The sequence below is a fragment of the Terrabacter sp. Root181 genome (assembly GCF_001428505.1).
Taxonomy (GTDB): domain Bacteria; phylum Actinomycetota; class Actinomycetes; order Actinomycetales; family Dermatophilaceae; genus Terrabacter.
In genome coordinates this window covers 308,433-326,981 of sequence record NZ_LMHU01000007.1, presented here as the reverse complement: position 1 = coordinate 326,981, position 18,549 = coordinate 308,433, and the positions used below count along the sequence as shown (strand labels likewise).

The following is an 18,549-nucleotide window of genomic DNA, read 5'->3' as shown; positions in this document are numbered from 1 at the left end:
CGACGGGACGCCGGTCAGTCGGTGCCGAACTCCATGGCGGCGCGGTCGAGCGCGTCGTCCTGCTCGTCGAGCCCCACGACGGCCGGGTTGGCCGAGATCGCGGCCGCACCACCGGGGGTGAGCTCGCCGACGAGCTCGTGCGCGTCGGCACCGAGCAGGCCCTGGGCGGCATACAGCTCGAGCTTGGCGCGGGAGTCGGCGATGTCGAGGTTGCGCATCGTCAGCTGGCCGATGCGGTCGACGGGACCGAACGCGGCGTCCTCGGTGCGCTCCATCGAGAGCTTCTCCGGGTGGTAGCTGAAGGCGGGCCCGGCGGTGTTGATGATCGACCAGTCGTCCCCGCGGCGCAGGCGGATCGTGACCTCGCCGGTGACGGCCGACGCGACCCAGCGCTGGAGCGACTCGCGCACCATCAGCGACTGCGGGTCGAGCCAACGGCCTTCGTAGAGAAGGCGACCTAGCCTGCGGCCCTCGGCGTGGTAGTTGGCGATCGTGTCCTCGTTGTGGATCGCGTTGAGCAGGCGCTCGTACGTGATGTGGAGCAGCGCCATCGCCGGGGCCTCGTAGATGCCGCGCGACTTGGCCTCGATGATGCGGTTCTCGATCTGGTCGCTCATGCCGAGGCCGTGGCGCCCTCCGATCGTGTTGGCCGCGTCGACGAGGGCGACGGCGTCGGCGTACTCCTGGCCGTTGACGGCGACGGGCCGGCCGCGCTCCCAGCGGACCGTGACGTCCTCGGTCTCGATCGCGACCGAGGGGTCCCAGAACTTGACCCCCATGATCGGCTCGACGACCTCGATCGACTCGTCGAGGAACTCGAGCGTCTTGGCCTCGTGGGTGGCGCCCCAGATGTTCGCGTCGGTGGAGTACGCCTTCTCGGCGGAGGCGCGGTAGGGCAGCTCGCGCGCCGTGAGCCACTCGGACATCTCGTGCCGGCCGCCGAGCTCGGTGACGAAGTCGGCGTCGAGCCACGGCTTGTAGATGCGCAGGTGCGGGTTGGCCATGAGGCCGTAGCGGTAGAAGCGCTCGATGTCGTTGCCCTTGAAGGTCGAGCCGTCGCCCCAGATGGAGACGCCGTCGTCCTGCATGGCGCGCACGAGCAGGGTGCCGGTGACGACGCGGCCGAGCGGGGTCGTGTTGAAGTACGTCTTGCCGCCGCTGCGGATGTGGAAGGCGCCGCAGACGATGGCGGACAGGCCCTCCTCGACGAGGGCGGCCTTGCAGTCGACGAGGCGGCTGATCTCGGCGCCGTACTGGCCGGCCCGGCCCGGGACGGAGTCGATGTCGGGCTCGTCGTACTGCCCGAGGTCGGCCGTGTAGGTGCACGGGACCGCGCCCTTCTCACGCATCCAGGCAACAGCAACAGAGGTGTCGAGGCCGCCGGAGAAGGCGATGCCGACACGTTCACCGACGGGGAGCGAGGTCAGGACCTTGGACATGGATGTAAGTATATGCACAGCCACGCATACCTATCCAATCGCGCAGGCAGACTGATCGGCCGACAGATCCGGACGAGAACAGGCTGCGGATCAGTCTGCTGAGGCGGTGGCCGTGACCAGGGGGTATGCGTGCGGCCCGGCCCCTGGGCAGGGACCGGGCCACACGGCATACGTCAGCGGGGGAGGGTCAGCTCTCGCCGCCCGCGTTGCCCGACGTGCCGGCCGTGACGTCGTCGAGCTGGTACTTCTCGGCCGCGCGGCGCGGGACGTCGGCGTCGACCTTGCCCTCCTTGGCAAGCAGCTGCAGCGTGCGCACCGCGACCGAGGGGCCGTCGATCTTGAAGAAGCGACGGGCCGCAGCGCGGGTGTCGGAGAAGCCGAAGCCGTCGGCGCCCAGGGTGGCGTAGGTGCCGGGGACCCACTCGCGGATCTGGTCCTGGACGGCCCGCATGTAGTCGGACACGCCCACGACCGGGCCCTCGGTGCCCTCGAGGCACTGGGTGACCCACGGCTTGATCGGCGGGCCCTCGGGCCTGAGGAACTCCTGGTTGTCGGCCGCGAGGCCGTCACGGCGCAGCTCGTTCCACGAGGTCACCGACCACACGTCGGCGGCCACCCCCCAGTCGTCGGCGAGCAGCTGCTGCGCCTCGAGCACCCACGGGACACCGACGCCCGAGCCGAGCAGCTGGGCGCGCGGCGCCTCGTGCGTCCAGCCCGTGGTGTCGGCCTGCGAGATGCGGTGCATGCCGCGCAGGATGCCCTCGACGTCGACGCCCTCGGGCTCCTTGGGCTGCTGGATCGGCTCGTTGTAGACGGTGAGGTAGTAGATGAGGTTCGACTCCTCGGGCGTGTTGCCCTCGCCGTACATCCGCTTGAGGCCGTCCTGCATGATGTGCGCGACCTCGTAGGCGTACGCCGGGTCGTAGTGCACGACTGCGGGGTTCGTCGACGCGAGGAGCGGGCTGTGCCCGTCGGCGTGCTGCAGGCCCTCACCGGTCAGGGTCGTGCGACCGGCCGTGGCGCCGATGAGGAAGCCGCGGGTCATCTGGTCGGCGGCCGCCCAGATCGAGTCGCCCGTGCGCTGGAAGCCGAACATCGAGTAGAAGACGTAGATGGGGATCATCGGCTTGCCGTGCGTGGCGTAGGACGTGCCGGCGGCCGTGAACGCCGCGAGCGAGCCCGCCTCGTTGATGCCGAGGTGCAGGATCTGGCCGCTGACGTTCTCGCGGTAGGCGAGCATGAGCTCGGCGTCGACCGGCGTGTAGTTCTGCCCGTTGGGGTTGTAGATCTTGATCGTCGGGAAGAACGCGTCCATGCCGAACGTGCGCGCCTCGTCCGGGATGATCGGCACGATGCGAGGGCCGAACTCCTTGTCGCGCAGCAGGTCCTTGAGCAGGCGGACGAACGCCATCGTCGTGGCGACCTCCTGCTTGCCCGACCCCTTCTTGACCTGGGCGTACGCCTCGTCTCCGGGCAGCTTGACCGGCTCGAAGTCGACGCGGCGGCTCGGCAGCGTGCCACCGAGCTTCTGGCGGCGGTCGACGGAGTACTTGATGACCTCGCTGTCGGCACCCGGGTGGTAGTACGGCGGTTGGTAGGGGTTGGCCTCGAGCTGCTCGTCGGTGATCGGGATGCGCAGGCTGTCGCGGAAGGTCTTGAGGTCGTCCAGCGTCATCTTCTTCATCTGGTGCGTGGCGTTGCGGCCCGCGAAGTGCGAGCCGAGGCCGTAGCCCTTGATGGTCTTGGCGAGAATGACGGTCGGCTGCCCCGTGTGCTGGCGCGCCGCCTGGTAGGCCGCGTAGACCTTGCGGTAGTCGTGGCCGCCGCGCTTGAGGTCCCACCAGACCTGCTCGTCGGTCCAGTCCTCGACCATCTTGGCGGTGCGCGGGTCGCGTCCGAAGAAGTGGTCGCGGACGTACTTGCCGTCGTTGGCACGGAAGGTCTGGTAGTCGCCGTCGCTGGTCTGGTTCATGATGTGCACGAGCGCACCGTCGCGGTCGGCGGCGAGCAGCGGGTCCCAGCCGCGGCCCCACACGACCTTGATGACGTTCCAGCCGGCGCCGCGGAAGAACGCCTCGAGCTCCTGGATGATCTTGCCGTTGCCGCGGACCGGGCCGTCGAGTCGCTGCAGGTTGCAGTTGATGACGAAGTTGAGGTTGTCGAGCTCCTCGTTGGCCGCGAGCTGGAGCAGGCCGCGCGACTCGGGCTCGTCCATCTCGCCGTCGCCGAGGAAGGCCCAGACGTCCTGCTGGCTGGTGTCCTTGATGCCGCGGTTGTGGAGGTACTTGTTGAACTGCGCCTGGTAGATCGCGTTCATCGGGCCGATGCCCATCGAGACCGTCGGGAACTCCCAGTAGTTGGGGAGCAGCCGCGGGTGCGGGTAGGACGGCACGGCCTGGACGGCGCCGTCGACGACGTGGCTCTTCTCCTGGCGGAAGCCGTCGAGCTGCGCCTCGGTGAGGTGGCCCTCGAGGAAGCTGCGGGCGTACATGCCGGGGGAGGCGTGGCCCTGGAAGTAGATCTGGTCGCCGCCGCCCGGGTGGTCCTTGCCGCGGAAGAAGTGGTTCATGCCCACCTCGTAGAGCGTCGCGGCGGACGCGTACGTCGAGATGTGGCCACCGACCCCGATGCCGGGACGCTGGGCGCGGTGGACCATGATCGCGGCGTTCCAGCGGATGTAGCGGCGCATCTCGCGCTCGACGTCCTCGTCGCCGGGGAACCACGGCTCGCGCTCTGGCGGGATCGTGTTGATGTAGTCGGTCGCCGTCAGGGACGGGACGCCGACCTGCTGCTGACGCGCACGCTCGATGAGCTTGAGCATGATGTAGCGCGCCCGCGTCCGGCCCTTCTCGTCGAGGACGGCGTCGAGGGAGTCGATCCACTCCTGCGTCTCGTCCGGGTCGATGTCCGGGAGCTGACTGGGGATGCCGTTGAGGATCGGTCCGGCCTCGGATGCCACGTCGTGGGTCCTTTCTCGTCGCGAGGCGGCGCCCGCGGCCGGTCGGCCACGGCGCTGCACCCACCCATCCTCTACCAAACCGTGGTGGCCGTCACACTCGGGTCCAGCACCGGGACCGCCCGCTTCGACGCCGCCACCGTCCCAGCCGGTGGTATGCCGTGTGCTCCCTCGGGCGCGGCGCGCGCGTTCTGCGCCCATCGGGTCGGGCTTGCGCGATAGCGTCGGAGCCAGTGCACTGATGTCGTGGCACCCACGCCGCGACACGACGCACCAACCGATCGAGAGGACCGGTGACAGTGAGCGAGACCGCGGGAGCGGCGTCCTTCAGCAAGCTCGGATTTGCCAAGGGGCAGGTCATCCAGGAGTTCGGCTATGACGACGACGTCGACGACGACCTGCGGTTCGAGCTCGAGGACGCCATCGGGACAGAGCTCGAGGACGAGGACTTCAACGACGGCGCTGACGGGGTGCTCATCTGGTACCGCGACGGTGACGACGACCTCGTCGACCTCATGGTCGACGGGCTGACCAAGCTCTTCGACCAGGGCTTCATCGTGCTGCTGACGCCGAAGTCCGGCCGATCGGGACACGTCGACGCGAGCGAGGTCGAGGAGGCCGCCTCGACGGCCGGCCTGACGACCGGCGGACAGGTGAACGTCGCCGCCGACTGGGCGGCCACGCGCCTCATGCCACCCAAGGGTCCGCGCCGCTGAGGGCACACTGAGGGCACACTGACGGCACCGTGATGCCCCGTGACCCGAGGGCCCGACGTCGGGCCGGTGTCCAGGGTGACGCGGGCACTCGGGCGGTGGTGTCACACTTGCCGCCATGACGAACGCGCACCCGACCGAGTCCCCGGTCCAGGCGTCCGCCCCGCTGGGTGTGGGCGCGCTGGCGCCGGACTTCACCCTCGTCGACCAGTACGGCGTCGACGTCAGCCTCTCGGCCGTGCGCGACCTGAAGAACGCCGTCGTCGTCTTCTACCCGGCGGCGTTCTCGGGCATCTGCCGCGGCGAGCTGCGCGAGATCCGCGACGGGCTCGAGGACTTCCAGGACGACGACATCCAGGTCTTCGCCATCTCCTGCGACTCGATGTACACCCTGCGCGCGTGGGCCGACGCCGAGGGCCACTTCTTCCCGCTCCTGTCGGACTTCTGGCCGCACGGCGAGGTGGCGCGACGCTACGGCGTCCTCGACGACGAGGACGGCTTCGCGCTGCGGGGGACGTTCCTGCTCGACCGCTCCGGTCGGATCGTCTGGACCGAGGTCCGAGGCATCGGCCAGGGCCGAGACTTCAGGGCCTACCGCGAGGCGCTCGCGACGCTCCGCGCGAGCCAGCGCGATGCCGTAGGCTGACCGCCGCCCGTCGGTGACCCCGGCCGGCACGTGAGGGCCTGTAGCTCAGTTGGTAGAGCACCGCGTTTACACCGCGGGTGTCGTCGGTTCGAGCCCGGCCGGGCCCACGTGGACGACCCCGCCCCCGCCCTCAGCCTCCGTGACGTCGTCGCGGCGCTCGAGTCCCTCTACCCCCTCGGGGACGCGGCCGAGTGGGACCGCGTCGGCCTCGTGACGGGTGACCTCGACCAGCCGGTACGCCGCATCCTCTTCGCGCTCGACCCGACCCTCGCCGTCATCGACGAGGCGCGCGAGTGGGGCGCCGACCTGCTCGTGACGCACCACCCGCTGCTGCTGCGTGGGGTCCACTCGGTCGCGACGTCGTCGGCGAAGGGCGCATCCGTGACGGCCCTCGTGCGTGCCGGTGTCGCGCTGTGGGTGGGCCACACGAACGCCGACGTCGCCGTCCCCGGGGTCTCGACGGTCCTCGCCGACGCGCTCGGGCTGGGCGAGCAGCGCCCGCTGTCGAGCGAGGGCGCCCACGCGATCGGTCGGGTCGGCGAGCTCGCCTCCGCGATGACGCTCGCCGAGTTCGCCGACCTCGTCGTCTCGGTCCTGCCCGCCACCGCCGGCGGCATCCGGGTGAGCGGTGATCCCAAGGGCTTGGTCTCCACGGTCGCCGTCATGGGCGGATCGGGCGACGACCGCTTCGACGACGTGCGCGCGAGCGGGGCCCACGTCTACGTGACGGCGGACCTGCGCCACCACCCCGTCCTGGAGGCTCGGGAGGAGGCCCGTGGCGGGCCTCCCTACCTCGTCGACGCCGGGCACTGGGCCACGGAGTCGCTGTGGCTCGTGAGCGGACGCGAGCGCCTGCTCTCGGCGCTGGAGCACGTGCCCGGAGCGACTAGGGTCGAGACCAGAGTCTCAGCCATCCGCACCGAGCCGTGGACGTTCGTCGTCGGTGCGAACGCCGCGCGGGCCGACCGCGCGGCTCCCGAAACCGGAGGTGTGTCCTGAAAGCCGACCCGTCCCGCCAGTGGCGCCTGCTCGACCTGCAGGCGATCGACACCCGTCTGGACCAGATCAGGCACGCGAAGGCGACGTTGCCGCAGACCCCGGCGGTCGAGGCGGCCCGGCGTGAGCTCGGGGCGCTCGAGACGGAGATCGTCAACGCCCGCACCGCCGCCGGCGACGTCCAGCGCGAGCTGACCAAGGCCGACCAGGACGTCCAGCTCGTGCGCGACCGTGCGGCGCGCAACCAGTCGCGTCTCGACGCGGGCCAGGGCAGCGCCAAGGACCTCCAGGCACTCCAGCACGAGCTGACCTCGTTGGCGCGCCGCCAGGCCGAGCTCGAGGACGTCGAGCTGGAGGTGATGGAGCGGTCCGAGTCGCTCACGGCCCGGGTCACCGAGCTCGAGGGCCGCCGGGTCGAGCTCGCCGAACGCGTCGAGACCCTCGAGTCCGAGCGCGCCGCCGCCATCTCGACGCTCGACGCCGAGGCCGAGAAGGTGGGCTCCGGGCGGGCCGACATCGTCGCGGGTGTCGGTGACGAGCTCATCGCCCTCTACGAGAAGATCCGCGCCAGCAGCGGTGGCATGGCCGCCGCCGAGCTGCGCCACCGCCGCTGCGGCGGGTGCCGGCTCGAGCTCGGAAACGTCGACCTTGCCCGCATCCGCAACGCTCCGGAGGACGAGGTCGTGCGCTGCGAGGAGTGCCGTCGCATCATGATCCGTACGGGCGAGTCCGGTCTGTGACCGCTGCGTCTCGCGGGTCGGGACGCCGGCTCGTCGTCGAGGCCGACGGCGGCTCACGGGGCAACCCGGGGGTGGCCGGTTACGGCGCCCTCGTCCGTGACCCTGCGAACGGCCGCGTCCTCGTCGAGCTGGCCGAGCCGCTGGGCAAGGCCAGCAACAACGTGGCGGAGTACTCCGGTCTGATCGCCGGGCTGCGGGCCGTGCTCGACCTCGACCCCGGCGCCACCGTGCGCGTCAAGATGGACTCCAAGCTCGTCGTCGAGCAGATGTCGGGCCGCTGGAAGATCAAGCACGAGGACATGCGCCGGCTCGCGCTCGAGGCCCGCGACCTGTGCGCCGAGATCTCCGACGCCGGCGGCAGCGTCGACTTCGAGTGGATCCCGCGCGAGAAGAACAAGGACGCCGACGCGCTGAGCAACGACGCGATGGACGGCAAGAGCGTCCACCGGATCCTGACGAACGTGACCGGTGACGGCTCCGACGCCGATCGAGAGTCGAGCTCCCTTCCGGCGCAAGGTGACTCAGAGGTCGCCTCCACCCCGACGAGCAGCCGCCCCCTGCGGCTGCTGCTCGTCCAGGCGCCGCTCGACGATGCTGCGGTGCCCCGCATCGTCACGGCCGTCCGGCGCCTCGTCGGGCCCGGCACGAGCGTCGTCGGTGCCGACGACGACCTTGCCACGCGCATGGCGGCCGACCTCGCCGCGGCTCTCGAGGTCGAGCCGCACACGGCGGGTGACTGGTCCGGCCAGGCACCCGGCGAGGGGGCCGACGACAGGGTGCGGACGGCATACCACTCGCTCACGGCGTCAGGCGGCACCGTCGTCGCGGTGACGAGCAGGCGGGGCGTGCTCTCGGTCCTCGCCGACGTGCTCGGCACGCCCGTGGAGCGCTTCTGGGCCGTCGCGACGGCGCCCGGCAGCCTCACCGCGGTCGAGGTCTGGGAGAACGGGTCCGCGTCGGTGGCATTCACCAATCGGACCGACCATCTCGCCTGACGGACGCTGTGCGATATTCGGGGCATGAGCTATGCCGGTGACGTGACCCCCGAGCAGGCCTGGACGGTCCTGCGCGACGAGCCCGGTGCGGTGCTCGTCGACGTGCGCACGAGGGCGGAGTGGTCCTACGTCGGGCTGCCCGACCTCGCCGACCTCGGCAAGGAGGTCGTCCTCGTCGAGTGGCAGACCTACCCCGACGGGGCGGTCAACGGTCGTTTCGTCGCCGAGCTCGAGGCAGCCGGGGTGCCCAAGGAGGCACCCGTCTACTTCCTCTGCCGCTCCGGGGTGCGCTCCGTCGCGGCGGCCGAGGCCGCCACGCGTGGCGGGTGGGTCCGGTCGCACAACGTCGTCGAGGGCTTCGAGGGGCCGCACGACGAGCAGCGCCACCGTTCGGTCTCGGGCTGGAAGGTCGCGGGTCTGCCGTGGGTGCAGGGATGAGCGACGCGAGCCAGCCGTGGCGCCCTGACACCTTGGCCGTGCGGGGAGGCTTGTCCCGCAGTGGTTTCGAGGAGACCTCCGAGGCGCTCTACCTGACGTCCGGCTTCGTCTACGACACCGCCGAGGACGCCGAGGCGGCCTTCAAGGGTGACGTCGACAGATTCGTCTACTCCCGCTACGGCAACCCCACGGTCGCGATGTTCGAGGAGCGGCTGCGGCAGATCGAGGGCGCGGAGGCGTGCTTCGCCACCGGCTCCGGCATGTCCGCCGTCTTCGTCGCGCTGGCCGCGTTGCTCGGCCAGGGCGACCGCGTCGTCTCGTCCCGCGCCCTCTTCGGCTCGTGCTTCGTCATCCTCGACGAGATCCTGCCGCGCTGGGGTGTCGAGACCGTCTTCGTCGACGGGGCCGACCTCGACCAGTGGCGTGAGGCGCTCTCCGTGCCGACCACCGCCGTCTTCTTCGAGACGCCGAGCAACCCGATGCAGGAGCTCGTCGACATCGCCGCCGTCACCGAGCTGGCCCACGCCGCGGGCGCCAAGGTCGTCGTCGACAACGTCTTCGGCACCCCGGTCTTCTCGAAGCCGCTCGACCTCGGCGCCGACATCATCGTCTACTCCGCGACGAAGCACATCGACGGCCAGGGTCGCACGCTCGGCGGCGCCGTCCTCGGACCTAAGGAGTTCATCGACGGCCCGGTGCAGAACCTCATGCGCCACACCGGCCCGTCGATGTCGCCCTTCAACGCGTGGGTGCTCGTCAAGGGCCTCGAGACCATGTCGCTACGCGTCGAGCGGATGGCCGACAGCGCCCTCGAGGTGGCTCGCTTCCTCGAGTCGCACCCCAAGGTCACCCGCGTCGTGCACCCCTTCCTCGAGTCGCACCCGCAGCACGACCTCGCCAAGCGGCAGATGCTCGCCGGTGGCACGGTCGTGACGTTCGAGCTCGACGGGGGCAAGGACGAGGCCTTCGCGCTCATGAACGCCCTGCAGATCATCGACATCTCCAACAACCTCGGCGACTCGAAGTCGCTCATCACCCACCCGGCGACGACGACGCACCGCCGCCTGGCGCCCGAAGCGCGGGCCGCGGTCGGCATCACCGACGGCGTCCTACGCGTGTCGGTCGGCCTCGAGGACGTCCGCGACCTCGTCGACGACCTCCGCCGCGCGCTCGGCTGACCCGAGCGTCGGCACACCTCGGGGTCAGCCGCACACCGCCTACGGCGTGCGCCTGGCTGGAGGGTGTGTGGTCGACGTCATGGCGTATGCCGTCAGCCCGGTCAGGTGGTCAGCCCGGTCAGGTGGTGGCGGCGAGGGCCAGCGTCGCGGCGGCCACGACCGTGACGGCACAGAGCGCGCCGGTGCGGGCGATCCGGCCCACGTCGACCGACAGGTCCGCGGACCGGCAGCGCGAGGCCCAGAGCAGCGTCGCGACCGAGCCCCACATCGTGATGATGGGGCCGGCATTGACCCCGATGAGCAGGGCCGCGAGGCGGGCAGGGGAGTCGGCCACGGTCGGTTCGAGCGCCAGGTAGGTCGGCAGGTTGTTGATGGCGTTCGAGCTCAGCACGCCGAGTCCGCTGACGCGGAAGAGGTCGGCCGTGTCGGCTCCGTGCCCGACGACGGTGCGCAGCCACGCCTCCAGCCCGAGGCGCAGGGCGGCGTCGATGACGAGGAAGAGGATGCAGATGCCCATGACGGTGAGCCACGGCATCTTGATCCGGCGCAGCAGCTCGGGCGCCCGCCAGTAGGTCGCCGCGAGGAGGATGCCCGCGGCAGGCACGGAGGCCAGGGCTGGCTGAACGCCGACCACGAAGGCCGGGGCGAGCAGGACGCAGACACCGCCCGCGATCTGCATGAGCACCCGGTCGTGCGGCTCGGCGGGCGGAGGCGTGTCGTAGGTGCTGCCGAGGTCGCGTCGGTGCAGCAGCCAGAGCACGACGACGGTGGCGACGATCGCGACGACCGCGGGCACGGCCATCAGCCTGATGTAGCCGAGGGTCCCGACGCCGAGCTCGGCGAACGGGTGGAGGGACAGCAGGTTGGTCAGGTTGGACACCGGCAGCAGCAGGGACGCCGTGTTGGCCAGCCAGAGCGTCGTCATGGCGAACGGCAGGGGTGGGGCGCCGACCTGACGGGCCACCGTGATGGCCACCGGCGTCAGCAGCACGGCAGTGGTGTCGAGGCTGAGCACGACGGTGCACACGACCGCGAGACCGACGATGAGCAGCCACAGCACGAGCACCCGCCCCTTCGCGGTGCGCGCCGCGTGGTGGGCCATGACGTCGAAGAGGCCCGCCAGGTCGCAGATCTCGGCCACGAGGGTGATCGCGACGAGGAAGACGAGGATCGGCGCGACCCGCTCGACGAGCAGGGTGAGGTCGAGGTGCACGTCAGGCCCTCGGCGTCGTGGCCAGCTGCCACGGCCGGCCCGCGCGCGGCGGGGGCGTCAGCTCGACCTCGAAGCGCTCCGAGAGCCGCTCGGCCAGGGCCTGCGGCGTGCGCGGGGCCTCGGCCTGCACGAGCTCGCGCGTGACGAGTCCTCGGGTGTGCTTGGCCATGTGCGAGGCGCCGGGGACCGTGACGTGCACCCAGCGCTCGGCACGCTCGCCCGTGGGACGCCACACGGCGGCATACGTGCTCGACCTGCAGTCGACGACGAGCTCACCGGGCTTCACCGCGGCGTCGAGCGCCGCCGGCAGCTCCTTGCGCCACTCGTGCGAGACGTAGCCGACGCCGGGAAGGGTGCTGCAGATGTTGACGCGGTAGGCCGGGACGCGGTCGGCGAGGCGCAACGCGCCGAAGAGGGCAGAGACGACGACGACCCAGCGGTTGGCGCGGCGCTTGGCGGCCGCGTCGAGGGAGTCGACGTCGAGCGCCTGGTAGAGCACGCCGGTGTAGACGTGGGACGCGGCCGCCGTGGGCGCCGTCAACAGGCGGGTGTTGCGCTCGATGTCGCCGACGAGGTTGGGGCTGACCGACAGGACGGTCGCCGCTTCCGGCTCGCCGCTCACCCGGGCCACCGTCCCGACGAGCGACTCGCGCAGCGGCGTCAGCTCCGGGAAGGAGAGGGTGCCGAGGTCCAGCGACCGCCCCCGCCGGGGTGGGGTCTTGCCCTCGGACGGGGGGAGCAGGATGAGCACGGGGGCCAGCCTAGGCAAACCGGACAGCGATGTCTCATCGCGCCGCGTGTCGCGGACGACGAGAAACGGTGCGGTCCGACGCGCCCGCAGTGGCCGGCCGGAGCGAGGTTAGCAGCCGCCCGGAGCGGGTCGTGATGCGTAGGGTGGCGCCATGGCCCAGCGACACATCGTCTTCCGCCCGGCGACGCAGCCCGGCGACGTGGCACGGCAGCTCACGGCTCGCTTCGAGGCGGTGCGCCGCGAGTTCGAGCTGCCGGACCAGTTCCCGCCGGAGGTCCTGGCCGAGGCGGCCGCGGCTGCCGGTGCCGCGACCCTGCCGGAGCGCGACGAGACGGCCGTCCCGTTCATCACCATCGACCCGCCGACGTCGATGGACCTCGACCAGGCCATGTCGATCGAGCGCAGCGGCGAGGGCTACCGGGTGCGCTACGCCATCGCCGACGTGCCGGCCTTCGTCCGTGCCGGCGGCGCCGTCGACGCAGAGGCGCGCCGGCGCGGGCAGACGGTCTACTGCCCCGACGAGCGCGTCCAGCTGCACCCCTCGGAGCTGAGCGAGGGCGCGGCGAGCCTGCTGCCCGAACAGGTGCGGCCCGCCTTCGTGTGGGACATGACCCTGGCGGCCGATGGAGAGGGCACCTCCGTCGAGGTCTACCGCGCGATGGTCCGCAGCGTCCGGCGCTACGACTACGAGCAGGTGCAGAAGGAGGTCGACGCCGGCACCGCCGAGGAGTGCCTCGTGCTGCTCAAGGAGGTCGGTGAGAAGCGGGTCCTGCTCGAGCGCAAGCGCGGTGGCGCGACGCTGCCGATGCCCGAGCAGGAGGTCGAGGAGGTCGAGGACGGCGGCTTCCGCATCTCGTTCCGCCCGCTGCTGGCCTCGGAGGACTGGAACGCCCAGATCTCGCTGCTCACCGGCATGGGCGGTGCCGACCTCATGCTGCGAGGCAGGATCGGCATCCTGCGCACCATGCCGCCGCCCGACCCGCGCGACCTGGCGCGCTTCCGCCGACAGGTCGCGGCGGCGGGTGTGGACTGGCCGAAGGGCCTGTCCTACGGCGAGCTGCTGCGCTCGCTCGACCACACGGACCCGCGGCACCTCGCGCTCATCCACGAGGCGACGACGCTCTTCCGCGGCGCTGGCTACACGCCCTTCGACGGAGAGGCGCCCGCGCAGCCGACGCACGCCGCCGTCGCCAACCCGTACGCCCACGTCACGGCGCCGCTGCGCCGCCTCGTCGACCGGTTCGGCCTCGTCGTGTGCGAGGCGATCTCGGCGGGCCAGGACGTGCCCGGCTGGGTGCGCGAGGCGCTGCCGACGCTGCCCGAGATCATGTCCGCCTCCGACCGGCGCACGAATGGGGTCGAGCGGGCCTGCACCGACGCCGTCGAGGCCGCCGAGCTGCACCCGCTCGTGGGGAGCACGGTGCAGGGGGTCGTGGTCGACGAGAACGAGAAGGGCGTCGTCGTCCAGCTCATCGACCTCGCCGTCGTCGCCAAGGCCAGCGGGTCGGCACAGGCCGGCGAGACGGTGACCCTGAGGGTCGACGCGGCCGACGTCGCGACCGGCACGATCGCGCTCTCGGTCGCCTGACGGCCGGCGGGTCGACGGTCACGCGGCGGGCCGCGCCCGAAATGCGGTGGCACCGCGCCGCCGCCGCTCCTAGCCTCGTCGGCATGCGGGTGAGCTTCGCGAGGACCGGTGATCGTCGCTACGAGGTGCGCATCGCGCGCGACCTCGCGACCGACCTCGTCATGAGCCCGGCCCCGGGGTGGAGCGCCCTCGCTCCGCACGACCTCGTGCACCTCGTCGTGGAGCACCGCTTCGGGCTGCGCGACGGCATCTTCGGCCAGATCGCAGCCGGCGGCAACGCAGGCACTTTCGTGCCCACCCAGGAACCGCGCACGAAGGCGTGGGCACGTCGCGTCGAACGTCGGAACCAGTCGCGCGGCACGCAGATCGGGCGGTCCGAGCAGCTGGCCGCTGCGGTCTACCCGGCGTGGCTGCGGCACCGCGGGATGACGCCCGACCTCCACCACGCTCGAGCCGAGGTAGCCGCCGCCGACCTCGGACCCCGCGAGCTCGCCGAGGCGTTCGCCGACCTCGACCGCCTCTCGGCAGCGTGGTCACGGCTCGCGGTCGGCGAGTCGCTCGACGTCGACTGGCCCTGGCCCGAGCGACGCTGAGGGCGAGGCCGGCGGCGGCTGCGGCCGCCGGGTCAGGACGCCACCGGCCGTACGCCGTGGCCGGCCACGGACGAGGTATGCCGTCGCACCCGGAGGGAGGGACGGCATACGTCGTCCGGTGGCTCGGGCGCTCTGGCGCTCAGGGAGCGGTGACGGGGCCGGTCGTCGTCGCGGCGGGGTCGGGCGTGGACGGTGCCGTGGGCGCGGCCGGGTCGGGGGACCCCGCCGCTCCACCCGGGTCGGCCGGGGTCGCGGGGGTCGTCGCGGCAGGGGTGCCGGTCGACGGGGCCTGACCCGGGGTCACGTCGGTCCCAGAGGTCGTCGCCGGCGCGGGCGTGGCCGCGGGAGCGGTCGGCGTCGTCGCGAGCGACCCGGTGGCGCCGCTGTCGGAGGCGCCGCTGCCGTCCCGAGCGGTGTCACCGGCGGTGTCGGCCGGGCTGTCGACCACCGCCCCCGCGCTCGCGCGCACGCCGAGGTCGGTGCCGGTCACCTGTGCGCCGGTCGCGAGCTGGAGTCCGGTGAGGAAGGCCGCAGCGATGACGAAGACCGCGCCCGTCGTGACGAGGACGCGTCGGGTCGTCGCCCGGTCGGGGCGTCGCCACCAGGTCTCGCGGACGACCTCCAGGTCGGTGCCGTCCACCCCTCGGCGGGAGCGCACGAGCACCACGGCCTCGCGGGCGCGGGCCATGGAGTTCGTGTAGAGGCTGGCCGCGATCGCCGAGATGACGCTGAGCACCGCCGCGCCGGCAATGGTGCCGACGACGCCGAGTCGCGAGCCCAGGGCCGCTGCCGTCGCCGCCGCCATCGAGCCGCCGAGCAGCTGGGTCAGGGAGAGGTCGAGCAGCTTCGCTCTGGGCCGTGCGTCGGGCTCCGCGTCTGGCGTGGAGCCGGGTCGGGTGTCGGGCAGGTCGTCGGTCAGCTGTTCGGTCATGGTCCTGGGGTCGGTTGCGATCGTCATCTCCCATGCACGACGAACGACGGTGCCGGATCGTTGACGTGAACCGGCAGGTGTGACTCGGGTCACCTCACCGCCCAGGCGTGACGGCGGTACCGATTCGGGCGATCGTGCCCAGCGGTGACAGACTCGGGGCGATCACTGGAGGACCATGGACGCCACCGCCCTGCACGACCGCGAGCTCGCGGAACGCCGAGACCCCGACGGCGCGGACCACAACGGGCGAGCGGTCGCCGAGGAGGCGGCCCGCCGACGCACCTTCGCCGTCATCTCGCACCCCGACGCCGGCAAGTCGACCCTGACCGAGGCGCTGGCCCTGCACGCGCGCGCCATCGGCGAGGCCGGCGCCGTGCACGGCAAGGGCAACCGTCGTGGCGTCGTCTCGGACTGGATGGAGATGGAGAAGGACCGCGGCATCTCGATCACCTCCGCGGTGCTCCAGTTCGCCTACGACGGCACCGTCATCAACCTGCTCGACACCCCCGGCCACGCCGACTTCTCCGAGGACACCTATCGCGTGCTCGCAGCCGTCGACGCCGCCGTCATGCTCGTCGACGCCGCCAAGGGCATCGAGCCACAGACGTTCAAGCTCTTCGAGGTCTGCCGCGCCCGTGGCGTCCCCGTCATCACCGTGGTCAACAAGTGGGACCGGCCCGGCCTCGACGCGCTCGCGATCATGGACGAGCTGACCACCCGGATCGACCTGCACCCGATGCCGCTGACGTGGCCGGTCGGCGTGGCCGGCGACTTCCGGGGCGTGCTCGACTGCGCGACCGGCGACTTCGTCGAGTTCACGCGTACGCCGGGCGGTGCCACCGAGGCCATCGCCACCCGCATGACTGCGGAGGAGGCCGAGCGGTCGCTGGGCCCGGTCTGGACCGACGCCGTCGAGGAGTACGACCTCCTGCGCTCGTCGGGCCACGACCTCGACCTCGAGCTGTTCCTCTCGGGCGCGGCCTCGCCCGTGCTCTTCGGCTCGGCCGTCCTCAACTTCGGCGTACGCCAGCTGCTCGACACGCTCGTGACGCTCGCCCCCGCCCCGGGCGCGCGACCCGACCGCTCCGGCGCCCCGCGTGACGTGTCGGCGCCGTTCTCGGGCTTCGTCTTCAAGATCCAGGCCGGTATGGACCGTGCCCACCGTGACCGGCTCGCGTTCGTCCGCGTCTGCTCGGGCCGGTTCAGCCGCGGCATGGTCGTCACGCATGCCGACACCGGACGTCCGTTCGCGACGAAGTACGCCCAGAGCGTCTTCGGCCGCGACCGCTCGACGCTTGACGAGGCCTTCCCGGGCGACGTCATCGGCCTCGTCAACGCCAACGCGCTGCGGGTCGGCGACACCCTCTTCGCCGACGAGAAGGTCGCCTTCCCTCGCATCCCGCTCTTCGCCCCCGAGCACTTCGCCGTCGCGCGGGCCGCCGTCACGGGCAAGCAGAAGCAGTTCCGCAAGGGCATCGAGCAGCTGGGCGAGGAGGGCGTGGTGCAGGTGCTGCACTCTGACCGCCGTGGCGCCCAGGCGCCCGTGCTCGCGGCCGTCGGGCCGATGCAGTTCGACGTCGCCAAGCACCGGATGGAGCACGAGTTCGGCTCGCCGATCCGCCTCGAGCCCTTGAGCTACTCGGTCGCGCGCGCCGTCACGGCAGCCGCCATGCCGATCGTCGACAGCCGCCCCGGGGCGGAGTCGCTGACGCGCGAGGACGGCCTGCACGTCGCGGTCTTCGCCGACAAGTGGCGCCTCGCGTCCGTCGAGAAGGACCTGCCCGCCGGCGCCCTCACGCCGATCTTCGGGTGACGTCGTGAGCCGGCGTTTCGAGGAGATCGACTGGCAGCAGACGCCGATGGGCGAGATCAGCCTCCGACGTCGAGTGGAGCCGTCGCTGCTCGTCGACGTCTACGAGGTGAAGCTCGGTGAGGAGTTCCTCATGTCGAGCCTCTTCACGGTCGCCGAGATCGAGCTGGCACGGCTCGGACTCGCCGCCGTCGACGGTGACGACCTCGACGTCGTCGTCGGCGGGCTGGGCCTCGGCTACACGGCCGCAGCCGCCCTCGAGGACGCCCGCGTGCGGACGGTGACGGTCGTCGAGGCGCTCGGGCCCGTCATCTCCTGGCACGAGCGGCAGCTGCTCCCGGCCACCGCGGCCCTGACCGACGACCCGCGGACCGCTCTGGTGGAGGGGGACTTCTTCGCCCTGGCGCGCGAGGGGAAGGGCTTCGGTGTCGCGCCGGAGCTCGTGCACGCCGTGCTGCTCGACGTCGACCACACGCCGCACCACGTCCTCCACCCCAGCCACGCCTACCTCTACACCCGAGAGGGTCTCGCGCGACTGGCCGCCGGGCTGCACCCCGGCGGGGTCTTCGCCCTCTGGTCTGACGACCCGCCCGAGGACGCCTTCACCGCGCTCCTGGCAGAGGTCTTCGCCGACGTCGCGGCCCACGAGGTCACCTTCGCGAACCCGCTCACCGGCGGCACGTCGTCCAACACCGTCTACGTCGCGAACACGACCCCCGGACGCCGGCCCGCCGACTGAGCGCATCTGCCCACACACCGCCCGCGGACGTCCTACGGTGAGGCCAGGACACCGACGTCGGCAGGAGGTTCGATGAGCGTCACCGTCTCGAGCACGGGGGGCGTCACTTGGGCCCGGCTCAGCGGAGTGATCGACACGTACACCGTGCCGGACGTCCGGGCGGCGTTCGAGGAGCTCGCCATCGAGCCCGGTCAGAAGGTCGTCGTCGACCTGCGGGACGTCACCTTCCTCGACTCGTCGGGTCTCGGGGCCGTCATCGGGCTCTACCACCAGGTGGGGGAGCACGGGGGCCGGCTGCAGCTCGTCTGCGGCGACATCACCCTGCGCCTCGTCAGGCTCACGCACCTCGACCAGGTCATCGACGTGGTCGACGCGTCGGAGCCGTCGGAGCCGTCGGAGCCGTCGGAGCCGTCGGAGCCGTCGGAGCCCTCGTAGGTCAGGATGCCAGCCTGAGGTGCACGCCGATGCGCGTACGCATCGGGCGGGCCTCGATGGTCAGCCGGTCACTCAGGCGCTGGGCGATCCACAGCCCGCGTCCGCTCGTCGACTGCTCGTCGAGCGGGAGGACCTCCGGCACCGACCCGGTGCCGTCGTCGTCCTCGACCGTGAAGACGAGCGAGTCGGCCGTCTCGTCGATGAGCAGGACCCCGTGGCCGCCGCCGTGGACGATGCTGTTGACGGCCACCTCGTGGACGGCGAGCACGGCGTTGTCGGCCCGGTCGGGGATGCGTTCGCGGGCGATGGCCCGCACGATCTCGCGCACGCGGCGGAGGTCGTCGGGGCCGAACTCGACCCGGCCCAGCTCGCGTCCCCTGGCCACCCG

18 protein-coding genes and 1 tRNA gene are annotated in these 18,549 nt (G+C 71.7%); 13 read left to right on the top strand and 6 right to left on the bottom strand.

Annotated features, from left to right (window positions below; translation table 11 throughout):
• Window positions 1-14: 14 nt before the first annotated feature.
• Both argG and aceE read right to left on the bottom strand, forming a co-directional pair.
• Window positions 15-1,439, bottom strand: a complete 1,425-nt coding sequence (argG, locus tag ASD90_RS15710; protein ID WP_056758521.1) for an argininosuccinate synthase — start codon at window positions 1,437-1,439, stop codon at window positions 15-17.
• A 187-nt stretch (window positions 1,440-1,626) separates the two neighbouring features.
• On the bottom strand, window positions 1,627-4,398 hold the full coding sequence (aceE, locus tag ASD90_RS15705; protein WP_056758517.1) for a pyruvate dehydrogenase (acetyl-transferring), homodimeric type: 2,772 nt from the start codon (window positions 4,396-4,398) through the stop codon (window positions 1,627-1,629).
• Between the two features lie 296 nt (window positions 4,399-4,694).
• Here aceE and ASD90_RS15700 point away from each other — a divergent pair, with 296 nt between their 5' ends.
• The 8 genes from ASD90_RS15700 to ASD90_RS15665 all read left to right on the top strand — a co-directional run bounded on the left by ASD90_RS15700 (window position 4,695) and on the right by ASD90_RS15665 (window position 10,101).
• Window positions 4,695-5,111, top strand: coding sequence for a DUF3052 domain-containing protein (locus tag ASD90_RS15700; RefSeq protein ID WP_056758514.1), 417 nt, complete (start codon window positions 4,695-4,697; stop codon window positions 5,109-5,111).
• Between the two features lie 115 nt (window positions 5,112-5,226).
• A complete protein-coding gene (locus tag ASD90_RS15695; RefSeq protein ID WP_082588776.1) occupies window positions 5,227-5,754 on the top strand; it encodes a peroxiredoxin in 528 nt (175 codons plus the stop codon).
• Window positions 5,755-5,788: 34 nt separating this feature from the next.
• Window positions 5,789-5,861 (top strand) — tRNA-Val (locus ASD90_RS15690).
• Between the two features lies 1 nt (window position 5,862).
• A complete protein-coding gene (locus ASD90_RS15685; RefSeq protein ID WP_056758960.1) occupies window positions 5,863-6,753 on the top strand; it encodes a Nif3-like dinuclear metal center hexameric protein in 891 nt (296 codons plus the stop codon).
• 86 nt (window positions 6,754-6,839) lie between these two features.
• Window positions 6,840-7,490 carry a zinc ribbon domain-containing protein gene (locus ASD90_RS15680; protein ID WP_369793614.1) on the top strand — a complete coding sequence of 217 codons (651 nt, stop codon included), beginning with the start codon at window positions 6,840-6,842 and terminating at the stop codon, window positions 7,488-7,490.
• Window positions 7,487-8,485, top strand: coding sequence for a reverse transcriptase-like protein (locus ASD90_RS15675; protein ID WP_056758510.1), 999 nt, complete (start codon window positions 7,487-7,489; stop codon window positions 8,483-8,485). Before ASD90_RS15680 ends, ASD90_RS15675 begins: the two co-directional genes overlap by 4 nt.
• Window positions 8,486-8,509: 24 nt before the next feature.
• Window positions 8,510-8,923, top strand: coding sequence for a rhodanese-like domain-containing protein (locus tag ASD90_RS15670; RefSeq protein ID WP_056758507.1), 414 nt, complete (start codon window positions 8,510-8,512; stop codon window positions 8,921-8,923).
• Window positions 8,920-10,101, top strand: a complete 1,182-nt coding sequence (locus ASD90_RS15665) for an O-succinylhomoserine sulfhydrylase (RefSeq protein WP_056758504.1) — start codon at window positions 8,920-8,922, stop codon at window positions 10,099-10,101. The genes ASD90_RS15670 and ASD90_RS15665 overlap by 4 nt, the downstream gene beginning before the upstream one ends.
• A 118-nt stretch (window positions 10,102-10,219) precedes the next feature.
• Here the strand turns inward: ASD90_RS15665 and ASD90_RS15660 are convergent, their stop codons facing one another.
• Together ASD90_RS15660 and ASD90_RS15655 are read right to left on the bottom strand one after the other, a co-directional pair.
• A complete protein-coding gene (locus ASD90_RS15660; protein ID WP_056758502.1) occupies window positions 10,220-11,314 on the bottom strand; it encodes an SLC13 family permease in 1,095 nt (364 codons plus the stop codon).
• 1 nt (window position 11,315) lies between these two features.
• On the bottom strand, window positions 11,316-12,065 hold the full coding sequence (locus ASD90_RS15655; protein WP_056758499.1) for a YaaA family protein: 750 nt from the start codon (window positions 12,063-12,065) through the stop codon (window positions 11,316-11,318).
• Window positions 12,066-12,216: 151 nt separating this feature from the next.
• Here ASD90_RS15655 and ASD90_RS15650 point away from each other — a divergent pair, with 151 nt between their 5' ends.
• The gene (locus ASD90_RS15650; RefSeq protein WP_056758495.1) at window positions 12,217-13,653 is read left to right on the top strand and encodes an RNB domain-containing ribonuclease; all 1,437 of its coding nucleotides are present in this window, start codon (window positions 12,217-12,219) and stop codon (window positions 13,651-13,653) included.
• Window positions 13,654-13,736: 83 nt separating this feature from the next.
• Window positions 13,737-14,246, top strand: coding sequence for a hypothetical protein (locus ASD90_RS15645; protein ID WP_056758953.1), 510 nt, complete (start codon window positions 13,737-13,739; stop codon window positions 14,244-14,246).
• 139 nt (window positions 14,247-14,385) lie between these two features.
• Here ASD90_RS15645 and ASD90_RS15640 read toward each other — a convergent pair whose 3' ends face one another.
• Window positions 14,386-15,177, bottom strand: coding sequence for a hypothetical protein (locus tag ASD90_RS15640; RefSeq protein WP_157623202.1), 792 nt, complete (start codon window positions 15,175-15,177; stop codon window positions 14,386-14,388).
• A 175-nt stretch (window positions 15,178-15,352) separates the two neighbouring features.
• Between ASD90_RS15640 and ASD90_RS15635 the strand changes: the two genes are divergently transcribed.
• The 3 genes from ASD90_RS15635 (at window position 15,353) to ASD90_RS15625 (ending at window position 18,161) form a co-directional block, all read left to right on the top strand.
• Entirely contained in the window at window positions 15,353-16,990 is a 1,638-nt protein-coding gene (locus ASD90_RS15635; RefSeq protein ID WP_200958638.1) for a peptide chain release factor 3, read from the top strand.
• Window positions 16,991-16,994: 4 nt separating this feature from the next.
• Entirely contained in the window at window positions 16,995-17,726 is a 732-nt protein-coding gene (locus tag ASD90_RS15630) for a hypothetical protein (protein WP_056758489.1), read from the top strand.
• Window positions 17,727-17,798: 72 nt separating this feature from the next.
• Window positions 17,799-18,161, top strand: a complete 363-nt coding sequence (locus tag ASD90_RS15625) for an STAS domain-containing protein (protein ID WP_056758487.1) — start codon at window positions 17,799-17,801, stop codon at window positions 18,159-18,161.
• A gap of 1 nt (window position 18,162) precedes the next feature.
• On the opposite strand, the gene ASD90_RS15620 is transcribed toward ASD90_RS15625, so the two are convergent.
• The gene (locus tag ASD90_RS15620) at window positions 18,163-18,546 is read right to left on the bottom strand and encodes an ATP-binding protein (protein WP_056758484.1); all 384 of its coding nucleotides are present in this window, start codon (window positions 18,544-18,546) and stop codon (window positions 18,163-18,165) included.
• Window positions 18,547-18,549: the final 3 nt, after the last annotated feature.

Coding starts and splice junctions, on each gene's coding strand:
- ASD90_RS15635 (WP_200958638.1), top strand. CDS start 15,353: ATGGACGCCACCGCCCTGCACGACCGCGAGCTCGCGGAACGCCGAGAC.
- ASD90_RS15645 (WP_056758953.1), top strand. CDS start 13,737: ATGCGGGTGAGCTTCGCGAGGACCGGTGATCGTCGCTACGAGGTGCGC.
- ASD90_RS15640 (WP_157623202.1), bottom strand. CDS start 15,177: ATGACCGAACAGCTGACCGACGACCTGCCCGACACCCGACCCGGCTCC.
- argG (WP_056758521.1), bottom strand. CDS start 1,439: ATGTCCAAGGTCCTGACCTCGCTCCCCGTCGGTGAACGTGTCGGCATC.
- ASD90_RS15625 (WP_056758487.1), top strand. CDS start 17,799: ATGAGCGTCACCGTCTCGAGCACGGGGGGCGTCACTTGGGCCCGGCTC.
- ASD90_RS15650 (WP_056758495.1), top strand. CDS start 12,217: ATGGCCCAGCGACACATCGTCTTCCGCCCGGCGACGCAGCCCGGCGAC.
- ASD90_RS15695 (WP_082588776.1), top strand. CDS start 5,227: ATGACGAACGCGCACCCGACCGAGTCCCCGGTCCAGGCGTCCGCCCCG.
- ASD90_RS15665 (WP_056758504.1), top strand. CDS start 8,920: ATGAGCGACGCGAGCCAGCCGTGGCGCCCTGACACCTTGGCCGTGCGG.
- ASD90_RS15670 (WP_056758507.1), top strand. CDS start 8,510: ATGAGCTATGCCGGTGACGTGACCCCCGAGCAGGCCTGGACGGTCCTG.